The following is a 20,409-nucleotide window of genomic DNA, read 5'->3' on the forward strand; positions in this document are numbered from 1 at the left end:
CAGAGTCGCTGCACGACACCAGAAGAAGTAAAACCTTATCAAGATGAATCGATCAATTTACTCATGGCGATAAACCTTTCATGGCTCTACTTTGCGTTATTATGGTGTTTGTTATTTTCATGTCTGTTAAAGTTATGGGTATGTTCGAAGCGTTAGTGATAGTCACAAAGAGCAGGTTAGTTCCTTAACCAAAAACATAAAAGAAGAAAGAGGTATTCATTACAAACTACTAGTAGAAGAACGCAAACGTTCAGATAGACGAGAAAGAGAATTGTTCATAAACTTAGAAAAGAACACGGAACAATTAGAAGGTATTACTACTATCCTTAAAAAAGTTCAATTTAGTTATGCTAGCTTAGAGAATAAAATAATGCAAAACTTCAAGTATCTTGAAAGTGAAATTGAAAATGTAAAAATGCAAGTAACCAAAAAGGAAGGCCACGAATAATTCCTGGCCTTTTTGTTTTCTAAACCTAAAAATCTCTTTAAGTTTATAGACTTTGTATCAAAATTTTAAAAACCTTTTATTCAAAACCGATAACAATCCATTCATCTACAAAATTCCAAAAGTGAACATTATATTTAGGCTGACTCTTAGCTGACCAAAAAGTAGCATTGTTATTCTTACAATTTTCATAATCTATAGCTATGTAACTCCCCATACCATTACTAAAGAATCCAAAAGATGTTTTTAAATTAATCCTTATCGGTTCTTCCAATTCATCTATAATCCCCCACTCTAAGTCATCATCCCCAAAGTAAGTTATAGCTTCTAATGGCATCAATCCCATCGATTCACTTGTGTAATCATAAAATCCATTATGAACATTTTCGTAAAAGTCCCTAATAGATTCAGGAATTTCTCTCCATGAAGATTCTAATTCCTCATTATTAAAACTATCTTTAGGATTTCTTCCTTCATAATATAAATCTTCTCCACCTTGATTTTTTATTGTATACAAGATTGAATAGGTGTCCTCACTTACCATCAGTTCAATATCCTCAAGGTATTCTGATAAGTAAGCAATAGTATTAGATAAATTATTATTCACATATTTTTTCCATATACTTAAAATTTTCTTGATTCTCTTTTCTCTATCATGTTTACTAAATACTTCCACCCATAAATCAGGAATTAAAGATGCGTTTATATTCTTAAATTCATTTGCATTAATCAATTGAATATCTTCATTATACTCTCTTAATATATCTAACTTAGAACTCATTTTTTTCCCATCCTTTTTAATATTATTTTATATTATTCTTTGTTAAAATCATCAATTTGTTTTTGCAATATTCTTTCAAGCTGTTTTTCTCTTGTAATCATCTTGCTCCTAAAGTCAGGACTAACTTCTATCTCATCTGGTGTTCTCTTTTTATAATGTGTCCATTCTTCATACGATTTAGATTGCTTTGAAGTGTTTGCAGATTTACTTAATCCTGTAAAGTTTTCTGGGTTATTTAATACTTCTAACTGTTGTTTTTCTGTTAAATTACCAAAACCATCCATATTTGCGATTCTGTCCATAGACACAATATGATCTGCTTCTAGTGAACCTATAAAAGTTTTTCCAGGAAGAGCTTGATCTTCCGTTTCTATCTTTTTATTGTGGCCTTTATTTACTTGTTTTCTTATTTTTGCCGTCGTTTTTTTTCTTAATGCTTCATATTCTTCATCTGTAATCTTTCTCTCACCGTACCTAGGAGGAATTCCACTTTCACCCGTACCCTTAACCCCACCACTCTCCAAATTCGAGATCCTACTCTGAATACTCGCCTTTGAGGCATCATGGGCTTCTTGGAATTTCCCGCTATAGTTCGTTCCAGATCTAACGACACTTCCATCTCGCAGTATTTCTACACCTTTAAAGATTTGGGATACGGAGTCCGCACCTTTTGCTAATGTATTTTCAATTATATAATACTAATAATTTATGTTAGCCTGAATTCATAAAAAATATTTTCTAAAAATTTATAGCATGTCTATCTAATAAAAAAGCACTCGTTGCCTTTCGGAGACAATCAAGTGCTTTAAATTCATCTGTTTTAAGTAGCATTAAATTTGTAAATTTTGTAGTAACAGTAGTATGACACCTTTTATATGGTAACAAGTAATACATTAATACTTACGAGTTCATTATTATTGTGTCCTTTCCATGTCTTTTCAATAAAATATCATCTCGCCTAATTCTCACGCTTTTCTTTCTAATACAGTTGTAAAAATAAAAAATTCAATAGCCACTACGTTCTCCTAACGTTGCCATTGAATTCCTTTACAAAGCATGTACCTTTGTCAGCGTCCAAGTAACCAATAAAATAGGCACATTTCTCAATTTATTTTTCTATTATCAACCCTCCCAAATCCAAAACATTTTTATTATTTCGAATTCAGGAGGTGACAAGTTTAAATGCATTTGTAGTAACACATGGTGTTATTAAAATTGTACGTGGTCAAAAATAGCACATTCTAGATGGTTATGCAATCTTGATATTAACTTATAAGAAAATCTTGATCGGATTCAAGAGTGAAGGCATACAATCCTTAGGTCTATCTATAATATTTGATACACCTTTCTTGAAAAGGAATTCTATCATCAAGCAACACCTCTTCTTGCAGGATTTTTGTTATATTCTCTATTTTCCCAATGAATAATGCATAAAAGTCGCCCGAATTTGGATATAAAAACAGACCAAATCCCTTTGGTGACAGTATTTTGTTGGCCATCTTGATCTTATCGGGTAAAAATTCATAATTAAATGCTTCTAATCTCTCAAGTTCTTCTTGTGTTGCTAATTCAATTTGGTGGGCAAATTCGTAATCAAGAATAAAATTGACAATTTCTTGGTATTGCTCACCTTTATAGTCAACGTATAAAAACTGTTTCGTTGTCAATCCATATTTTAATAGGTCTTCATGTAAGTCATAACTTCCTTGTTCCTTCAAAAATGTTTCCAAATCCTTGCTATCAGGAAATATAATCTGCGCTATCCCTTGATCAGGCATCTTAGCTTCCTCCCTTTTATTGAAATAATTCTCCATGCTTGTTAGGAATATATTCCGGATAGTTTTCACGATAAAATTGATCGATCATCTGAAGTACGGGATCCCATTCAGGATATGACTCATGTTCCCCAAATACCATTCTAGCTTCTGGAGTATTCATCAGAAAATTATCGATTTGAGTAGGTACTGGCAACCCTAGTTGTTTCCTTACATGGATTAAAAATAATATTTCAAAAGGATAAAATCCGTATCTGAAATCACCAAATTCACCTAGCTGTCCGATTTCAGAAGCTAACGCAGAATGATACTGAGACATTATCGAAATTAGATATTCTATTTCTTCTAAGTCACGAGTCGACCAACGTCCTAACACTTCATCATATATATTTAGGTCTTCAGGGATTAAATCGCATCGCAGTTCAGCTTCTTTAAACTTATTTTTCACGACTAGATGCAATTTTTCATTTGTCCCCATGATGGTTTTATTTCTATACTGCAAGTATAGCTCTAGCAAAAACCAAATATGTCTATTCTCTTCATTAGCATCTATTAAATGTCCACCGAAGTGATGAACCATAAAATCATATAATATATTTTCTTCTTTCTCCCATCCATACATTGCAAAATGAACTAATGTGAGGACGACTTCTTTAAACGTATACCCCAAAATCATCTTTGGATATCTGATTTTATAAAGATCTTGTCCCATGCACTGGTAAAATAAGACTTTCTGCATGTTCTTTAATCCTTCTACATTGTTTCCACCGCTTATCAATACATCGTTTTTCCATAGTGACAAGTGATATGAGAAAATTTTGCTTAAATTTATTAGTAGGATATGATCTTTCTCTGTTTCATTTTGCTCAACAATTTTCTCAACCTTACTTCTACTGACATTATATTTATCTTTAACATCTTCAAATTTGATTCCATCCACAAAATTTTTGCTATATCTTTTAAAAGCCATTTCTAACTTTTTGGGGTTCATCATTGCATCCTCCCTATGAATTAATCTATTTTCTTATTCCAGTCCTTTACCTTTAACTCATCAACACCGAATCCAGTATCAGTAATCTTTATATCTGTTTCAACTCTAATAAAATCGAATTGTAGATCCGGACTCTCCTCCATCAGATTCTCTAAGTTATCTCTAAAATTAGCATACCTAGGATCATCGCTGTTAACCATGTCTTGAAAATAAGTATCTCCACCCTTTTTCTGTTTATCCGAGTAACTAAAACTAGCGGAATCTGATGCCTTTGATTCAATAATAGTTAACTTTGGCGGCGGCCCTTTCGATAGGAATGCTGCATCTATACCATTTCTCCCCACTTGGAACAGATCGGAAACATCTTTACCTAAATCACTGTCTCTAGCTACTATTTTTGTCACTTCTTCCCCAAAATCACCTTTATCATGAGAAAAATATTTAGAATTATCGATTTTTCTTTCATACTCCTTTGCAACCTTCAAGTCATAATGATCACTAATAACATCTTTCGTATCCAACTTGTTGGCCAATTTATTTTTTTCTCGCGTTAATCTTTTGACTTCTTTGTCATTTCCCTCTATTTTCAATCTATTTATTTCTTTATCTAACTCTTTAATTTCTTTTGAGATATTGTCTGAAATGTTACTGCCATAACCAACTTTACCCGTACCCTTAACCCCACCACTCTCCAAATTCGAGATCCTACTCTGAATACTCGCCTTTGAGGCATCATGGGCTTCTTGGAATTTCCCGCTATAGTTCGTTCCAGTTCTAGCGACACTTCCATCTGGCAGTATTTCTACACCTTTAGCGAATGGGGTTACGGAGTCCACACCTTTTGCTACTAGACCTTTTATGAAGTAGTCCGCATCATTAATCTTACCTACGGTTTTCCAGCCTTGTATTTTTAAATTTTTTAATAGATTATTTTCCTTAAGCGATTGTACCACATTTTTACCCAAATTTGGATTAAAACCAGGCATTCCTTCTTTGAATTTTAATAATTTCGCTAAATCAGCTAATTCACTCGTGCCTTTGAATGCTTTTACTCCTTTTCCTACCGCTCCCACAACTGGGATTGCATCTAATCCGCCAAAAATGATGTTTCCTACCCGCTCTTCTTGGCTCAATTTCCGGTGTGTTCCCCAGTCTTCTCCGTCGATACCACTTTTTATTTGTACAGCGCCGTATACTACTGCGGCAGCGGCCCCGAGTGGTGGACAAAGGATTGTTGTGATGATGATTCCTACGCCTATTCCTATGTCTCGCACCATTTCTAGTTTTTTCTGTTCATCTTCTATCGATTTGTATTCAAATCCTCGTGTGGATGGGACTACTTTCTTGTATTCTTCATAATTTAATTTTGCATCTGGATTTTGTTTTTTTAGTTCTTCGTACTCCGCTCTCAGTACGTTATCAAATGCAGGTGAATCTTTAAAAATATCTTCTACTGTTATTTTATCTTTCTTCTTCTGTATTGTTTGTGGTACACTTCCGTAGCCCGCATGCGCACCTGGTAATACTGTCGTTGTTGTAGAGCCAATTCGGTTATTTGTTTCAAAACTGAGAATAGATGTATCTCTCATTTTTTGAGCGAATTTATCCATTTCTACTAAAAAAGGTTTATCTATATGTTCAGACACCAATCGCCCTGCTTCTCCGCAATATTTTTGTAATGTCGTATAACTATCAAGTAATTCCCCGATTTTTTGCGATTGATCTTTAGGATTAAAATGTATACTACCATCCGAGTCTAAATCTCGTATTCTTCCATCAATTCTTTTTAATGATTCATTTGCTTCCCGTAATTTCATGAGTGCATCTTTTGTAATTCGATTCATACCATCCCCCATGTTTTGCCATGGTTCAGGTCTATATTTCACATCCATCTCGTTTTCATCCCCCCAGCCGTATGGTGATTTCTACAACTTACTTAATATTTCACGTAATTGTTCGTCCTTTTCAAGCATTTCTACACATACATTCCCTACAACTGTCGCTGACCTAGAATAGTGTTCAGCCAATTCTAGTGTTTTGTGTAATATATCAGGATATTTTTCAATTACTCTCATCGCTTCACCTTTTTGATAAAAATCACAGCTTAATAAACTCTCAATATTCGTTCCAATGACGTCTACATGGATTTTATATATATTTTCTAACTTCATTACTATATCTAGTAGTTCTTGAAAATTAACTAATACTTCTTCTCCACCACCAGAACCACTATCTCCCATTGATACTTGCATTATTGAATACCTCCTAACGAGAATTGTCTCGGGTCAATTAACTTTTTATATGGCATTTTTAACACGTCATACAATTTCTTATTAACCGCATAGAGGCTCACCCAGTCATATCGATTACGATCTACATCTATTTGAACGAAATCTTCTCCTTCAGTGAAATATAAGAAACATTCCCATTTTCCTCCTCTATTACTTCGAGGCCTCGTATACGTTTCTATCGCTATAACGTTTTTATTTGATAAATCTTTTTCCTCAAATGTTTGTTGTTCTTCTTCTGTCATTCTCTTTGAGAAAAATGTATCTTCTATTTCCCTCGGTTCTCTCAATAAGAAAGGGATGCGTGTTAATAAGGAAAAATATACGTCTGGCTTTGGTATGTAGTCGATCTCGTATTTTTTATTTGGTTCTATTTCCGTTAATACAGCCACTCGGTCTTTATCCTCTTTCAAAAAGCCAATTAATACATTATTCATTCTCGTGTATTCATGACAACTTTCATATTCCTTTAATAGTTCAATTATTTGAAAAGCTGCAGGGGTAATTCCATTTTCACTTGTAAGTAGGCCTTTTTCTTTTAAACTCGTAGTTGCTTTCGTGACACATTCTGCATCAAGTAAAATAATTGCGTCACGGTTTGGCAATCCAAATATATCGGTAACCCCAGCTGCACCTGCGAGAACATATAATTCAGCAGGTGCAAAACTCATTTCTTTCCCCATTCTTTTATCCCTCGTTTCTCCATCACAGTTGTTTTATCGCCCTTACTTCCGATTTATCTCCGTACGTTTGAATGCTTTTATCTAACTCTTTCAAAGCTTTCGTATGTCCTTCAAATGCCTCTACCATTTCTGAATTATATTGAATGATCAAATCAAGATAACTTAAAAATGCATCTCTCGTTTTTCCATTCCATTTCGCACCTGTGACATATGCTTTTAAGTCTTTCGCTTGGTTTAAAGAATCCTTCATACCATTTTCAATGTTTTGTGCGTAAGAAATGGCACTTGCAGTGTTACTTCCTATAATTTCAACCTCTTTACCACTCATGTTGGTTCCCTCCATTCTTTGTATGCTTAATGGATAAGTTTTTCAAATTCCTTTTTCTTTTCTTCAAAAGCCTTGGTCGCTGCAGCGTATGCTGACGCTTTCTCTGATTCTGCTTTCGCTTTATATTCCAAATACTTTGCATAAGCTGTACTTTTTGCAGATCCAACATCGCTTAATGCACTTTTAAAATAGGATAATACTGTATTTAAGTCTTCATCCTTTTCATGACGTTTTTGTTCAAATTCAACTGCCGGAATTTTATTAGCTTCTAAGCCATTACTTTTACTCTCATACTCTCTCTTCGCTGATTCAGCCTCTTGAATGAATTGCTTTAACTCTCTTTCTTTATCTTTTAAATAATCATGTAAATCATCATACCGATCTCGTTTCCTCGCACTTTCTGTAAAACCAGACGCATTTAAAAAAGCATTGTATAATTCATCTAACATCTTTCTCCCCCTTTAGCGCAATAACTATGTAGTTAAATTCGTATATTTAAACATGAATATTCATTACATTAAGAATTAACAAATAATTATTTTTACATATTGCTATTTTATCAAAGGGATTTTAACATTTCCATATTTTATGAATGGCTTTCGCATTTTTCTTCAATAAAGTGAAACTTTAATCAATATGACTATGTATTTATGTGCAGAAATAATAAAAAACACTGCCAGGCGCAGTGTTTTTTATTATTACCTTTTATCCAATTCATTCGTATTAAATCCTTGCTTGAGAGTAAGACCAGTTCTTTCTTATTTCATCAACAACTATTTCTGGATAATCCCAATGAAGCGTACGAGTAGGCTCCCGGACTCGTTTTACTATTCCTTGGGCTGTTTTGTTTCTATATTCATTCCAATATTTTGGCTCAGTCGCGCTTAAAAGAACAATAGAAAAAGGATCTGATATGAATATCAGATCCTTAACTTTAATTTCTTAATACATACATCTTTTTACACGATAACTGGTTCATACGTGCTCAAATTATCATACTCAGTTTTTACAATACTAGGCGGAAGGTTAACACATCCTCAGATTCACCTTTTCCTGTAGCAGTGCATAATGTTTAATAAAATTACAGCATATTTTTACTTACCAGACTTAATTTTTTCGTTATATTCTTCTAAAGTTAACCCTTTTTCTTTTAGATAAACAGCAACTTCTTTTCCTACATAACGATAGTGCCATGGCTCATACTTAATGCCAGTAATATTCTCTTTATCTTTTGGATAGCGGAGAGTAAACCCATATTCTGCAGCATTCTTATCTAACCATTTGAATGCATCGGTAGTTTCAAATTTTGCATTTAAATCTTCTACAGTATTCTGCCATTCAACTGAAATAATGTCTAACGCTAATCCAGTATGATGTTCACTTGCACCAGGATACTGAAGATATTCCAATGCCTTAGCACTAGCCTCTTTATCCGACAAGCCTTGAGATTTATAGCTTTTAACTGAAGCATCATAATAAGTTTGTTGTAATTTTATAGCTCGATAACCTGATCTTAAATAAAGATTGATTCCCTCTTTTTTTGCAGCTGCTACCATATCCTGATAAGAAGTTGCAATTCTACTATCTATTTTCATATTTGGCTTCGCATTTTGGGTGATACTTGTTAATTCAATTCCTAGTTCCTTTGATAACATATGCTCTCTATTTACAAGGATAATTCTCCAATCATTAACATCAGAGATAGGTAAAACATCTTTTTTCTTCGCATGTATTTCATTTTTATTTTTATCGTTATTATTAGTAGTTGCCTGAGATGTTTGCTTTCCACTACAAGCAGCAAGACTCCATCCCATTGCTAATACCAATGCTAAAATTATAAATTTTTTAATTGTATCTCATTCCCTTTTTGTTTATTAGTCTTTATACCAATTTCCCAACACGTCTCTAGGAATCTCCTTGAAATCCTTCAAAGAAACGGGGCCGACAAATTTTTTAATTCCATGTTTTTTAGAATTTTCATCCGAATAATCTTTTAAAAATTGAATTTTAAATTGTTTCTTACCATCAGCATAGTCGGTTACTGTCGGTACGATTGCCGCTTGTCGTATACCAAAAGTTTTATCTTCATACTTAACAAATTGTACATAAGATAATCCTCCAACCAATGTTTCTAATTTTTCTTGCGCAGAAATAAGATTTCCAAGAGAATAATAGATTAGCGTTTCATGTCCATCTTTATTTTGTTTCCACTCAATTGGTTGAATTACATGTGGATGATTTCCAATTACTACATCTACACCTAAATCTGTTAAATATTGAGCAACTTCTTTTTGTTGCTTTGAAGGTGTTGAGGTATATTCTACTCCCCAATGCACCATAACAATCACCATATCAGAGCTACTCTTCGCCTTTTCCACATCATTTTGTATCGCTTTTTTATCAATTAAATTTAAAGCCCAAGACTTATCAGCTGGAATTTTAATTCCATTCGTACCATATGTATAATTGAGTAACGCAAAACGAATACCATTTTTTGTAATCGTTTTTATTTCATTACGCTCGTTTTGACTCTCATTAATACCTACCGGGATAACATCCGGATATTTCTTCCAGTATTCTCTTGTATTCGCAACACCTTTAATACCCATATCCATAGCGTGATTTGTCGCTTGCGTCACTATATTGAATCCAGTGTCCACTAAAGATTGGCCTACTTCTTCAGGTGTATTGAAAGTCGGATATCCTTGTACTTTTAAATTATTTCCGGCAATCGGAGTCTCCTGGTTCACTATAGCAAGATCGCTTGATTTAACAGCTTTTTTGATATTTTCATAAATATAATTATAATCATATGAACCATCTTTTTGTTTGCCATCTTTAATTACTGCGTCATGATATAAATTATCACCCGTTGCTATTAAATTCACAACCGATTGTACTTTTTTATCTTCCGTAAAATTAGGAGACTGTTGGATAGGACTTTTCTCTACCCAATTCGGTGCTTTTAATGATGTATCTATATTGGATTCAGCCGGTGGTAATGAAGCTTTAGATGTCTTAACATCTGTATTACCACAAGCGGTTAAAAGCACTAAAAAAATAAGACATACTAAAAAAAACTTTTTACTTTTCTGTAAAGTATCTAACATGTGATCCTCTTTTCTGTTTTATTCCTTATAACCTGTTCTAACAAATCATTCTTTAAAAAAACGTATTTTGGTTTTACCCTTAATTATGGAAGGACACTCTGTTACACCTGCTTCGGAATATATTAATAATTGTTTTCCGCTTTCTAGCAATCTATCGATTCCATCAGAAGTAATAGATTACTAGAAAAAGATGATCCATCAGGATGTCGACTAGTTTTATATACCTGTTCCAATTGCAGTAACTCGTTTAATATTTAAACAAGATAGGAGAATCGTTCATATAGCCTCTTCTCTCGCTTTATGTTTAAGGTGCCTCCCAAAAAAGGGATCGTTGCTGTACCCCTTTACATAGTGCGAAATTTTTGCAACTAATTTCTTTCATTCAAGCGACAAACATTATACCGATAACAATAAGTAAGACCCAAGAACTTATTTTACCAATATACGAAAAAAGTAGCAATCTTTTGCCCCATATAAAGAAGCCAATTAGGAGAAATGAACGAGAGATTCATTCTATTCAATTCCTTCATTGATTAATAAAAAAACAAGCCACCCAACTATTGGATGGCTCTATACTATAAAGAGAATTTGTTATTGGATTACTTCAATTTCCCTTCAAAAACAATCTTCCTACCGCACGGCTCAACTACTGTTTTGCCGTCTTTCTTTACTTCATGAAAGATTGGCTCTTCCATACGACGAGACGGAGCGTAGCCTTCTTGTTCCATACGTGCTAAGCAGTCTGTAATTGTTTCATTTTCAAGTACTTCAAATTTCTTTTTATTAGGTTGTTTTGTCATGCCCTAACCTACTTTCTATTTTTCTTGATGCGAATTGATTTTTCATGTAGACCATATATAACATTGCGAGAATTCCCATTATAATCATAACCGCAATAAAAAAGCTTGTATACTGTATTTTTTCTATAAATACGCCGCCTAATACAGGTCCCATAATACTTCCTAAACTAAAAGCGATTCCGGATAATATATTACCTGCCGGTAGTAAGTGTCTCGGTAATAAGTCAGTCATAAATCCAAGCCCTAAAGAGAAGCACGATCCAATAACCATACCCGCTAAAAGCATGCAGGCAAAGACAATCCAGTAATATTGATCAAATACGGCGGCAAGTAGAAAAATGCCCGTACTTATGCTAAACGTCCAAGTTAATATACGGTCCCTTCCGTATTTATCACTTAATATACCGAGCGGAATTTGTGTAATAATACCCCCAACTGCAAATGCTGGTAACAAGAAGGATACATCTGAAACAGACCACCCTTTACGAAGTGCGTATACTGGTAAGTTACTGTTTAACATTGCTTCAAGTACGCCATATGCAAGTGGTCCCAGCAGTGCAATCCATCCTAATCCAACAACTTGTTTATAACGAGAAAATGATGATTCACTCTTCGCTTCTCTTTCATCTTGCGCTGGGAATGCATTTTTTGTTGGAAGTAGTAAAAGCCAACCTATTAGACAAAGTATAGTAGATATAATAAATGGTGTTGCAAGACCGTACTGCACAGTGCTTGCTAAATACGGACCAACGGCAAAACCAATTCCGAAGAATACACCGTATATCGATACTTGTCTCCCTATTTTACTTGGGTCTGATGTTGTCGTGATCCATGTTTGTGTTCCGACATGAAGCATATGATCTCCAACTCCAACTAGAAATCTAAGGATAAACCATACCCAAAATGAAAATGTTTGTGTAAAAAAGAATAATGAAATAATAACGAGAAACCCACCTATAACAATAATCGGCTTCATTCCAAACCTTTGCATCGGTTTTTCAAGAAACGGCGAAATAACTACTATCCCAATGTACAATGCCGTCGCATGAATACCATTAATACTTGAACTAACCCCTTCTTGTTCAAAAATCATTGCAATGGCCGGTAAGAGCATTCCTTGTGACAAACCCGAGATTGCTACAATCCCAACCATAATCCAAAAAGTAAAACGCATTGACATCCTCTGTCCCTCTCCTTCTCATGCTTCCACTTTTCATTATAAACTGTTTCTTCAAATGCGTGTACGAATATTCGCAATAAAAAACAAGCTAAAAGAATGAACCTTTTAGCTTGTTATCTTATCCTTCCCAAACTTGCGCTTTCACATTGTAATGAAAGTGTTTAAAATATGGATTTTCATAAAATGAAGGTCCATATAAGTAATGTTGCATATGAGCTGTTAGTGGCTGCTGCATTTGTAAAGGAACTACAGCTGGTGAAACTTGCATATACATCGGATCTATCATTATTTTTGTATAGATATGATGATTATATGGCGAATAAGCGATTAAGGATGGTTTATGCATTGATAATCTCCCCTTATACATACAAATGTTATAGTATATGCAACACTTCTCATTTCGGGGATTATTTCTGTTCTAACCAATCCTCTACATGTTTTATAAATACATCTAAACAATCAATAAACGGCGAGTGTCCGCAATCTTCTAATACCTTCAACTCTGCATTTGGCAAATGTTTCGCTAATTCCTCACCGACTACTTGCGGTACGACATAATCTCTATCACCTTGTATGACGAGTGTTGGCGCTTTAATACGATGAATTTGTTTACTTCCCTCTACAACCCCATTATGTTCATCTGAAATATTAAATGTAATGAGCGCATAATTCACATCTACGAAATTACGTTGCGTTAACATATCATCTAAATACTTTTCATAACGATCCGGTTCAGGTTGATTATGTGTATATATTAATAGATTCCATACTGTACGGTAATATAGTTTGTTCATATTTTTTATCGCATCTAATACTGGAGCGATTTGTACTGGATCTTGCGCAATTTCTTCTTTCGTCTTTACTAAACTTGATACAATCGGCTGCCCATTCGTATCTTTTTTAAAGATTGGGTATCCTTTCATTCCTACTGATTCTACTAAAATTAACTTTTCTACAAAAGTTGGGTGATTCGCTGTAAATTGCATCGCAACGCCACCACCCATTGACCAGCCCATTAATGAAAATTTCTCTAGCTTTAACTCGTCAATAAATAATTTTACATCGTCTGCAAAGTCTTGTAATGAATCTATCGACTGATTATACGTTGATTGTCCAAACCCTCTTAAATCAAGAGCGTAAATATGGTATTGATCTTGCAACTTTTCAATAACTAAATCCCAATGTTGTGACGATGTCATGTTCCCGTGAATGAGTACAAGAATATCTGTATTTCGCCTTCCAACTTCCTGATATGCAATCGTTTCTCCGTTCGATAGTGAAACAAACTCCATTGTTGCAGGCTTAATCATCACAAGTTCCCCCATTCTATTTAATAGAAAGAAAATTCTTTACTTAATTAAAGAATAGCACGTAGAATATACGTTCGCAACATAAAACCTATAAGAATTTTTTACACAAATCAACATGTCTATTACTAGACAATTATTATAAAAAAGTATATAGTTAGCTAGGTAACTAATTTGAAAGGATTAAAATACATGGACGAAAAACAACATTTTTTTCACATCGTCAGCCAGACTTCTCGAAAGTTTACGAAGAAATTTAATGAACGTGTATCTCCAACAGGGTTATTTAGTGCGCAATGGGCTGTTATTTTCCGCATTAATCAAACTGGTTCTTGTACGCAAACAGAATTGTGCCAGTATTTAAATGTTGAATCACCAACGATGACTCGTACGTTAACACGTATGGAAACGATGGGATGGATTATTCGTACAGAAGGTAAAGATCGCCGCGAGAAGCTCATTTCTTTATCCGAAACAGCGATAAAGATGATTCCAGTATGGCAAGAAGAAGTTGATACTTTCGAAGAAAAAACGCTAGAAGGTATTAATGAAGATGATTTACATCAAGCATTTCAGGTGTTACAACAAATTATTAAAAATTTAGATTAAATTGGAGGGATGACGATGCAAAGTGAGAAACTTTGGACGAAGGATTTCCTCGGAACTTGTTTTAGTAGTCTATTTCTTTTCTTAACATTTTACATGCTTATGACTACTCTGCCTGTCTATGTCATAGACGGCCTAAAAGGAAAACCTGAGGAAATTGGTTTAGTTGCAACTGTGTTTCTTATTTCTTCTGTTTTATGTAGACCATTCACAGGAAAATGGCTCGATGATTTAGGAAGAAAGAAAATATTATTTATTTCACTTTCATTATTTTTAGCCGCTACTGTTATGTATTTCGGTGCGCAAAGTTTATTCTTATTACTTGCCCTTCGCTTCTTGCACGGTATTGGGTTCGGGATGGCAACGACAGCTACTGGTACGATTGTAACTGATGTTGCGCCAGCTCATCGACGAGGCGAAGCGCTTGCATATTTCGGCGTATTTATGAGTCTGCCGATGGTAATTGGTCCTTTTTTAGGTTTAACAATTATTTCTCATTTTTCGTTTACTGTATTATTTATCGTTTGTTCCGTATTTTCATTACTTGCATTTTTATTAGGACTACTTGTAGATATTCCGCACGAAGCACCTGTTAGCAAACAAAAACGTGAAAAAATGAAATGGAAAGACTTAATCGAACCATCTTCTATTCCGATTGCACTTACAGGATTTGTTTTAGCCTTTTCTTATAGTGGTATTTTATCCTTTATTCCTATTTATGCGAAAGAACTCGGTTTAAGTGAAATTGCAAGTTACTTCTTTATTTTATACGCACTTGTTGTTGTCATTTCTCGTCCATTTACAGGAAAGATTTTTGATCGCTTCGGTGAAAATGTACTCGTTTACCCTGCTATCATTATTTTCACAATCGGAATGTTCATATTAAGCCAAGCACAAACTTCATTTTGGTTCCTTGGCGCAGGTATGCTAATCGGTTTAGGTTACGGGACATTAATTCCGAGTTTCCAAACGATTGCGATTTCTGCCGCTCCAAACCATAGACGTGGTTCTGCGACAGCTACGTATTTCTCATTCTTTGATAGTGGTATTGGTTTTGGTTCTTTCATTTTAGGTATTGTCGCAGCGAAATCCAGTTATCATAATATGTATTTTATCGCAGCTATTATCGTTGCGTTCACTTTACTTTTATATTATGGATTACACGGACGAAAACAAAAATTCAAGAAACAACCTACAGACGGAAAAATTTCCGCTTAACGTTAATAAGGAAAGTAAACTTCCCCGTTTACTTTCCTTATTTTGTATTTCTTTCAAGACGAGCGTATACTTATAGTAGAAATAAAAAGGAGGGCCATATATGAAACTAAAAAAATCTCCCCTACTCTTACTTATACTAACATTCATATTTGTAATTACAGGGCTTGGGTTTACTTACTTCAAACAAAATAAAACGACCCCATCAAAACATAATGTGACAAAAGAAAACTGGTTAAATGACCCTTACTTACGTTGGTCGTACACACACATGAAAGAATTCACTTTAGTTAATGACGTAAAAAACAATCCTGACCAAATTGCTCACTTCCCTTCCGCATTGCAAAACTTAGACGATTTTGCTGTGGAGCGTAGATTCGGAAATACAACTCCTCTAAAAAAACTTTTAGATGATAACAAAACAGATGCTTTTGTCGTTGTACATAATGGACAACTTGTTTACGAACGATATTTCAATGGGTATAAACAGAATGAACCTCATGGTATGGCATCATTAGCAAAAGTCTTTACCGGGGCAATTATACAATCTCTCGCTGAAGAGAATCGTATCGATTTAGAGAAAACAGCTGACACTTACATAAAAGAATTAAAAAACACACCGTTCGGTAATGCCACACTTCAGCAATTAATGGACATGCAAGTTTCAGCTGAATATCCTACTCATGGATATGAGCAACCTGGGCTAGAAAATCAAGATGCACAATTATATTTAGCTAGCAATATTTTACCCCGCGGCAAAAATTACGACGGTCCGATGAAAATTTATGATATGTTACGGGAAGCCGAAGAAACTGCACCGCCTGGTTCTTCCTTTTCTTACAATAACGGATCAACAGAAACGCTCGCTTGGATTATTAGAACTATTACTGGTAAATCACTAGCTGAAAATGTAAGCGAACGAATTTGGTCTCAAATTGGTATGGAAGAAAACGCGTATTACGTTACAGATGAAACAAAAGTAGAACAAGCTAGTGCTGGATTAAATGCAACTGCTAGAGATATGGCGAGATTCGGGCAATTACTATTAAACAACGGGGAATATAACGGAAAACAAATTCTCCCTTCTTCTATTACAGAAAGTGTAAAAAATGTACAAGAAGGTGAACTTGAAATTAGTAGTGGCGCTTCTATTTCTTATCATAATCAATGGTGGATTCCCCACAATGAACAAGGTGCTTTTGAAGTGTTAGGTAGTTACGGACAAACACTTTACATCGATCCGAAAGCAAATATGGTAATCGTTCATTTCTCTTCTAACGCAACGCCAAGTAATGAAATACATTCGACTTACTCAAATATGTATATTGATATTGCACATCATTTAGAAAAGCTTCCACAGTAGTGGAAGCTTTTTCTTATTTCGGTGTTTTATTTGAATCCATTATATTATTCCAGGTTTAAAAGCATTCGTAAATCTACTATACTCATCATGGTTATTCATTATTAAACTTTTTATTAGCAATCCAATAAAACGTTACGAAGAGTGTCAATAAAATCCATACTATAGTTAGTAATCCATTGATTATTGCGTTTGAATTTACTCCCCCCGTGACTAACATTTCCATTGCATACTTACTCATACTGGCTGGATTAAGCTGATCCATTATTGGATTCAAACCGACGATTACTCTACAAGCTAAAAGGAAAACAATTGAAATTAATGCAATCATACCTTGACTTTGAAAAATAGCACTTATCATTGTTGTGAAAGATACGATAAAAAGAACCCAAATTAAATAAAATAGTAATCCAGTAATTAGGTGTGCGAATGGAACAACAGTAAAAAGATAATTTACATATATATAAGAAGTAACGAATCCAATTGTTACACTAAACGCTACCATTAAATAGTTCGACACTATTTTCCCACCTACATATGAAGGAACAGTAACAGGCCTTGTTAAAATAAAGGCCAACATACCATTAGCTTTATCTGTTTGAATAGCACCCATCATAGAAATCACTAGAATCATAAGTCCAAGCTGATCAAACTGGGATCCCAAAGTACTCGCTAATACTCCGCCCCCTTTTTGCGTTGCCATACTCGAATCAATGGTAATTCCCTGTCCTCCACCTAACGCTTCTAAAATTGATGGCAAATAATGAGTTACTATCGGTTGTGTTGCGCCTAAAAATATAAAAACAATTGGTAGCCAAATAATCTTGAAATCACGTAACATTTGAACACATTCTTTTTTTATCAATACAATTGAGTTATTCATTTTTGCACCACCAATTTCAAGAAGATTTCTTCTAAAGTATCGTTGCTCATTTCAAATTTAACGATGTTCACTTTATGTTCGAGTGCATTTTGCAATAACATATTTTTATTTATTTCAATGCTTTCAACCTTCACTTTGATTTTAAGCCCAACCACTTCAACGTCCTTCACATACGGTAATTTTTTTACAATTTCAATCCACTTTTGATCTTTAGCTGTTATTTCAATCATTAATTTATTTTCACTATTACGATGTAAAAGTTCCGTAATCGTTGTATCTTCTATTTTTGTTCCATCTTTTATAATGACAAATCGTTCACAGATTTCTTCCGCATCGCCTAATATATGGGTTGATAATAAAATGGTTGTATCTTTTTTTATTTCTTCAATTAAATTCAATACTTCCCGTCGGCCGATTGGATCTAATGCGGATACCGGTTCATCCATGACAATAAGTGACGGTTTATGCAATAATGCTTGTGCAATACCAAGTCGTTGTTTCATTCCACCAGAAAATGTACTAACCTTTGCGTTTTCTTCGTCCTTTAGTCCAACTTTCTCCAAAATCTTTGGAATCGACTTTGACAATTCTTCTTTTTTCAATCCCGAAAGTTGGCCCATAAAGGTAAGCGTTTCTCTCGCTGTCATCCAATGGAAAAAATTAGGATATTGCGGTAAATAACCAATTTCACTTTTCATTTTTGATATTTTTATCCCATTCAATAAAACTTCACCAGCAGTTGGATGAATAATATCCGAAATTACTTTTATTAATGTGGATTTCCCTGCTCCGTTCGGTCCAATTAATCCGACGCATTCCCCCGCTTGCAGTTCCATCGAGAAATTATTAACCGCACTTTTTCTTTTAAATACTTTTGTTACATTTTTAATCTCTAATTTCATAATTTCTCACTATCCTTTCTCCCTATAACGAAGTAGAAAATAGGTCCCAATACATTAATGAAAAGAATAATGAACGTCCATACAAGTACATTTTTTCTTGTTTTTCTATGTCGGTATAAATCAATGAATGCAATGAAAACTAAAAGTACCCCCACTGCAATAACTGGCAATATAATGGGTAGAAAAGTCATAATATCAATGTCTTTAAGATCATTCAATCCATAATGTAGTTGCATTATTGTCATTCCTCCCTAAATTCATTCTCATTATTGATAATGATAAAACATAAACGAATGAATTGCAAACTTTATTCTCATTATTTATAATGAGAATAAAAATACATAATAAATAAGGTGAGCGAATGAATAATAAAGTTGAAATTTTAATGCATCCGGTAAGAATGAAAATTTGCCAAGTGTTAATGAGAAATAAGGAAGATGGGCTAACACCATTAGAAATGGTAAAAATCATTAAAAATGTACCACAAGCCACACTATATAGACAGCTACAAACTATGGTTGATTCTGGTATCGTCCATGTAATTAAAGAAAAAAAGGTGAAATCTGTTTCTGAAAAATATTACGCAATCAATGAAGAAGATGCAAAAATTGAAGGAAGTGAATGGAAAGGATTATCTGATGATGAAAAGTTAAACTACATTTCCTATTATCAGTTATCACTTATGACACAATATCAAAGTTACCTTAAGAAATTAGAGGAACAAAACAGTCAAGAAGATACTGCTACTTTTTCTGTAGTAGAATTAAAGCTAGATGAAGAACACTTTGGAAAATTTCAAAACGAACTTAACGAATTAATGATTAAATACTACAATAGCCAAAGTAAAGGCGACGAAATAGAGACTCCGGTTCGGACTGTCGCTATTACAATTATTCCAGAAACTTAAATTTACTCGATATAAAAATGCAAATCAATAATTTGAACTAAATCCTGAAAACAGGATACCTCTCAAAACACCTAAACCATCTGCTTCCTATATTCTCTTTAGGGGCTAGGTGGTTTAATTTTTCTTGAATTCACACACAAATGTAGTAATGAATGTATTACTTTTGTTATCTTTTATAAGTAAAAAGCTTCATCTTTTTAATGAAGCTTTCTATCACTTTATTAAAAAGATAATAAATTAATCGTTTCCTTTAAAACACTTCCCTTACAAAGATTGTCTGTTCATATTGGTCGAAAATTTCTTCTATAGATGAAAATAAAGTTTCTTCCGGTATGATGAACTTTATTTTTTGATCATTTTTTAACATAAAGGAAATTGTTCCATTATCATTAAAACCTGTATGAAACGTTCCTCGTTTATTTAATAGTACCTCTTCAATTATATTTATTTCAATTGAAAAGTTATTCTTTAATTGCAAGAGTTCATGTACATCGCCAGTATGTATTTTTGCATCTATTTCAGTTTCTAAGTTTAATTGTTTTTTCTCAATTTTTTTGAACCAAAACAAAAACAATAGCTCTGAAATACCAGGTAATTGTTTTTTATAAGCATGTCGGCTATGAAACTGTCCGCCAATCTTTATAAAATATATACAGTCACCTGTAATAAAAACTTTATAATATATATCTGCCGTAAACATTTTAGGCTTTAAAAGATAAAAACTTTTGATCATAATTACCCCATCAATTTTAAATGTATTTGTATAAACATTTTTAGCTAGATTTGTGCTAAAACATATTTCTCATGTAATGCAACACTATTGTATTGAATCTCCTCTCCCTTTGCAA

Annotated in this window: 23 protein-coding genes; 4 read left to right on the top strand and 19 right to left on the bottom strand. The window is 33.8% G+C overall.

The window, feature by feature from the left end:
• Window positions 1-524 precede the first annotated feature (524 nt).
• From ACTL4X_RS16195 to phaZ, 15 genes are all read right to left on the bottom strand, one after another.
• Window positions 525-1,226 carry an SMI1/KNR4 family protein gene (locus ACTL4X_RS16195; protein WP_086692895.1) on the bottom strand — a complete coding sequence of 234 codons (702 nt, stop codon included), beginning with the start codon at window positions 1,224-1,226 and terminating at the stop codon, window positions 525-527.
• 32 nt (window positions 1,227-1,258) lie between these two features.
• Window positions 1,259-1,918, bottom strand: coding sequence for a hypothetical protein (locus tag ACTL4X_RS16200; protein ID WP_086401490.1), 660 nt, complete (start codon window positions 1,916-1,918; stop codon window positions 1,259-1,261).
• 630 nt (window positions 1,919-2,548) lie between these two features.
• The gene (locus ACTL4X_RS16205) at window positions 2,549-3,004 is read right to left on the bottom strand and encodes a hypothetical protein (protein ID WP_001113308.1); all 456 of its coding nucleotides are present in this window, start codon (window positions 3,002-3,004) and stop codon (window positions 2,549-2,551) included.
• Window positions 3,005-3,020: 16 nt separating this feature from the next.
• Window positions 3,021-3,995, bottom strand: coding sequence for a hypothetical protein (locus ACTL4X_RS16210; RefSeq protein ID WP_025689851.1), 975 nt, complete (start codon window positions 3,993-3,995; stop codon window positions 3,021-3,023).
• Between the two features lie 17 nt (window positions 3,996-4,012).
• Window positions 4,013-5,884: an ADP-ribosyltransferase gene (locus tag ACTL4X_RS16215; protein ID WP_086401489.1), complete on the bottom strand. Its 1,872-nt coding sequence runs from the start codon at window positions 5,882-5,884 to the stop codon at window positions 4,013-4,015.
• Between the two features lie 33 nt (window positions 5,885-5,917).
• Window positions 5,918-6,244 (bottom strand): hypothetical protein, encoded by a 327-nt coding sequence (locus ACTL4X_RS16220; protein ID WP_001198201.1) that lies wholly within the window; start codon window positions 6,242-6,244, stop codon window positions 5,918-5,920.
• Complete coding sequence (locus tag ACTL4X_RS16225) at window positions 6,244-6,963, bottom strand: DUF5081 family protein (RefSeq protein WP_000514125.1); 720 nt, start codon at window positions 6,961-6,963, stop codon at window positions 6,244-6,246. Before ACTL4X_RS16225 ends, ACTL4X_RS16220 begins: the two co-directional genes overlap by 1 nt.
• Before the next feature lie 22 nt (window positions 6,964-6,985).
• Window positions 6,986-7,291 carry a WXG100 family type VII secretion target gene (locus tag ACTL4X_RS16230; protein WP_000014535.1) on the bottom strand — a complete coding sequence of 102 codons (306 nt, stop codon included), beginning with the start codon at window positions 7,289-7,291 and terminating at the stop codon, window positions 6,986-6,988.
• A gap of 26 nt (window positions 7,292-7,317) precedes the next feature.
• Window positions 7,318-7,740, bottom strand: coding sequence for a hypothetical protein (locus tag ACTL4X_RS16235; RefSeq protein ID WP_000883465.1), 423 nt, complete (start codon window positions 7,738-7,740; stop codon window positions 7,318-7,320).
• Window positions 7,741-8,385: 645 nt separating this feature from the next.
• The gene (locus ACTL4X_RS16240; protein WP_000241986.1) at window positions 8,386-9,117 is read right to left on the bottom strand and encodes a M15 family metallopeptidase; all 732 of its coding nucleotides are present in this window, start codon (window positions 9,115-9,117) and stop codon (window positions 8,386-8,388) included.
• Window positions 9,118-9,165: 48 nt separating this feature from the next.
• A complete protein-coding gene (locus ACTL4X_RS16245; protein WP_000887591.1) occupies window positions 9,166-10,401 on the bottom strand; it encodes a CapA family protein in 1,236 nt (411 codons plus the stop codon).
• A 599-nt stretch (window positions 10,402-11,000) separates the two neighbouring features.
• Window positions 11,001-11,201: an NETI motif-containing protein gene (locus tag ACTL4X_RS16250; RefSeq protein ID WP_000166303.1), complete on the bottom strand. Its 201-nt coding sequence runs from the start codon at window positions 11,199-11,201 to the stop codon at window positions 11,001-11,003.
• On the bottom strand, window positions 11,185-12,381 hold the full coding sequence (locus tag ACTL4X_RS16255) for an MFS transporter (protein ID WP_000062807.1): 1,197 nt from the start codon (window positions 12,379-12,381) through the stop codon (window positions 11,185-11,187). Before ACTL4X_RS16255 ends, ACTL4X_RS16250 begins: the two co-directional genes overlap by 17 nt.
• A gap of 118 nt (window positions 12,382-12,499) precedes the next feature.
• Window positions 12,500-12,727: a hypothetical protein gene (locus ACTL4X_RS16260; RefSeq protein WP_000549500.1), complete on the bottom strand. Its 228-nt coding sequence runs from the start codon at window positions 12,725-12,727 to the stop codon at window positions 12,500-12,502.
• Between the two features lie 61 nt (window positions 12,728-12,788).
• Window positions 12,789-13,691: an intracellular short-chain-length polyhydroxyalkanoate depolymerase gene (phaZ, locus tag ACTL4X_RS16265; RefSeq protein ID WP_000594877.1), complete on the bottom strand. Its 903-nt coding sequence runs from the start codon at window positions 13,689-13,691 to the stop codon at window positions 12,789-12,791.
• Window positions 13,692-13,880: 189 nt separating this feature from the next.
• Here phaZ and ACTL4X_RS16270 point away from each other — a divergent pair, with 189 nt between their 5' ends.
• From ACTL4X_RS16270 to ACTL4X_RS16280, 3 genes are all read left to right on the top strand, one after another.
• Complete coding sequence (locus ACTL4X_RS16270) at window positions 13,881-14,297, top strand: MarR family winged helix-turn-helix transcriptional regulator (protein ID WP_000343680.1); 417 nt, start codon at window positions 13,881-13,883, stop codon at window positions 14,295-14,297.
• 15 nt (window positions 14,298-14,312) lie between these two features.
• Entirely contained in the window at window positions 14,313-15,512 is a 1,200-nt protein-coding gene (locus tag ACTL4X_RS16275; RefSeq protein ID WP_001190318.1) for an MFS transporter, read from the top strand.
• A gap of 100 nt (window positions 15,513-15,612) precedes the next feature.
• On the top strand, window positions 15,613-16,872 hold the full coding sequence (locus ACTL4X_RS16280; protein ID WP_086401350.1) for a serine hydrolase domain-containing protein: 1,260 nt from the start codon (window positions 15,613-15,615) through the stop codon (window positions 16,870-16,872).
• Window positions 16,873-16,963: 91 nt separating this feature from the next.
• On the opposite strand, the gene ACTL4X_RS16285 is transcribed toward ACTL4X_RS16280, so the two are convergent.
• The 3 genes from ACTL4X_RS16285 to ACTL4X_RS16295 are packed head-to-tail and all read right to left on the bottom strand — an operon-like array spanning window position 16,964 to window position 18,890.
• Window positions 16,964-17,752 (bottom strand): ABC transporter permease subunit, encoded by a 789-nt coding sequence (locus ACTL4X_RS16285; protein WP_441394924.1) that lies wholly within the window; start codon window positions 17,750-17,752, stop codon window positions 16,964-16,966.
• The gene (locus ACTL4X_RS16290) at window positions 17,749-18,654 is read right to left on the bottom strand and encodes an ABC transporter ATP-binding protein (protein ID WP_086401351.1); all 906 of its coding nucleotides are present in this window, start codon (window positions 18,652-18,654) and stop codon (window positions 17,749-17,751) included. Before ACTL4X_RS16290 ends, ACTL4X_RS16285 begins: the two co-directional genes overlap by 4 nt.
• The gene (locus ACTL4X_RS16295; RefSeq protein ID WP_001175971.1) at window positions 18,651-18,890 is read right to left on the bottom strand and encodes a PLD nuclease N-terminal domain-containing protein; all 240 of its coding nucleotides are present in this window, start codon (window positions 18,888-18,890) and stop codon (window positions 18,651-18,653) included. Before ACTL4X_RS16295 ends, ACTL4X_RS16290 begins: the two co-directional genes overlap by 4 nt.
• Before the next feature lie 125 nt (window positions 18,891-19,015).
• On the opposite strand from ACTL4X_RS16295, the gene ACTL4X_RS16300 reads away from it, so the two are divergent.
• Entirely contained in the window at window positions 19,016-19,561 is a 546-nt protein-coding gene (locus ACTL4X_RS16300; RefSeq protein ID WP_001060889.1) for a transcriptional regulator, read from the top strand.
• Between the two features lie 250 nt (window positions 19,562-19,811).
• Here the strand turns inward: ACTL4X_RS16300 and ACTL4X_RS16305 are convergent, their stop codons facing one another.
• Window positions 19,812-20,294: a hypothetical protein gene (locus tag ACTL4X_RS16305; RefSeq protein WP_000597306.1), complete on the bottom strand. Its 483-nt coding sequence runs from the start codon at window positions 20,292-20,294 to the stop codon at window positions 19,812-19,814.
• Window positions 20,295-20,409: the final 115 nt, after the last annotated feature.

This window comes from Bacillus sp. RE35 (assembly GCF_052146655.1).
GTDB lineage: Bacteria > Bacillota > Bacilli > Bacillales > Bacillaceae_G > Bacillus_A > Bacillus_A cereus.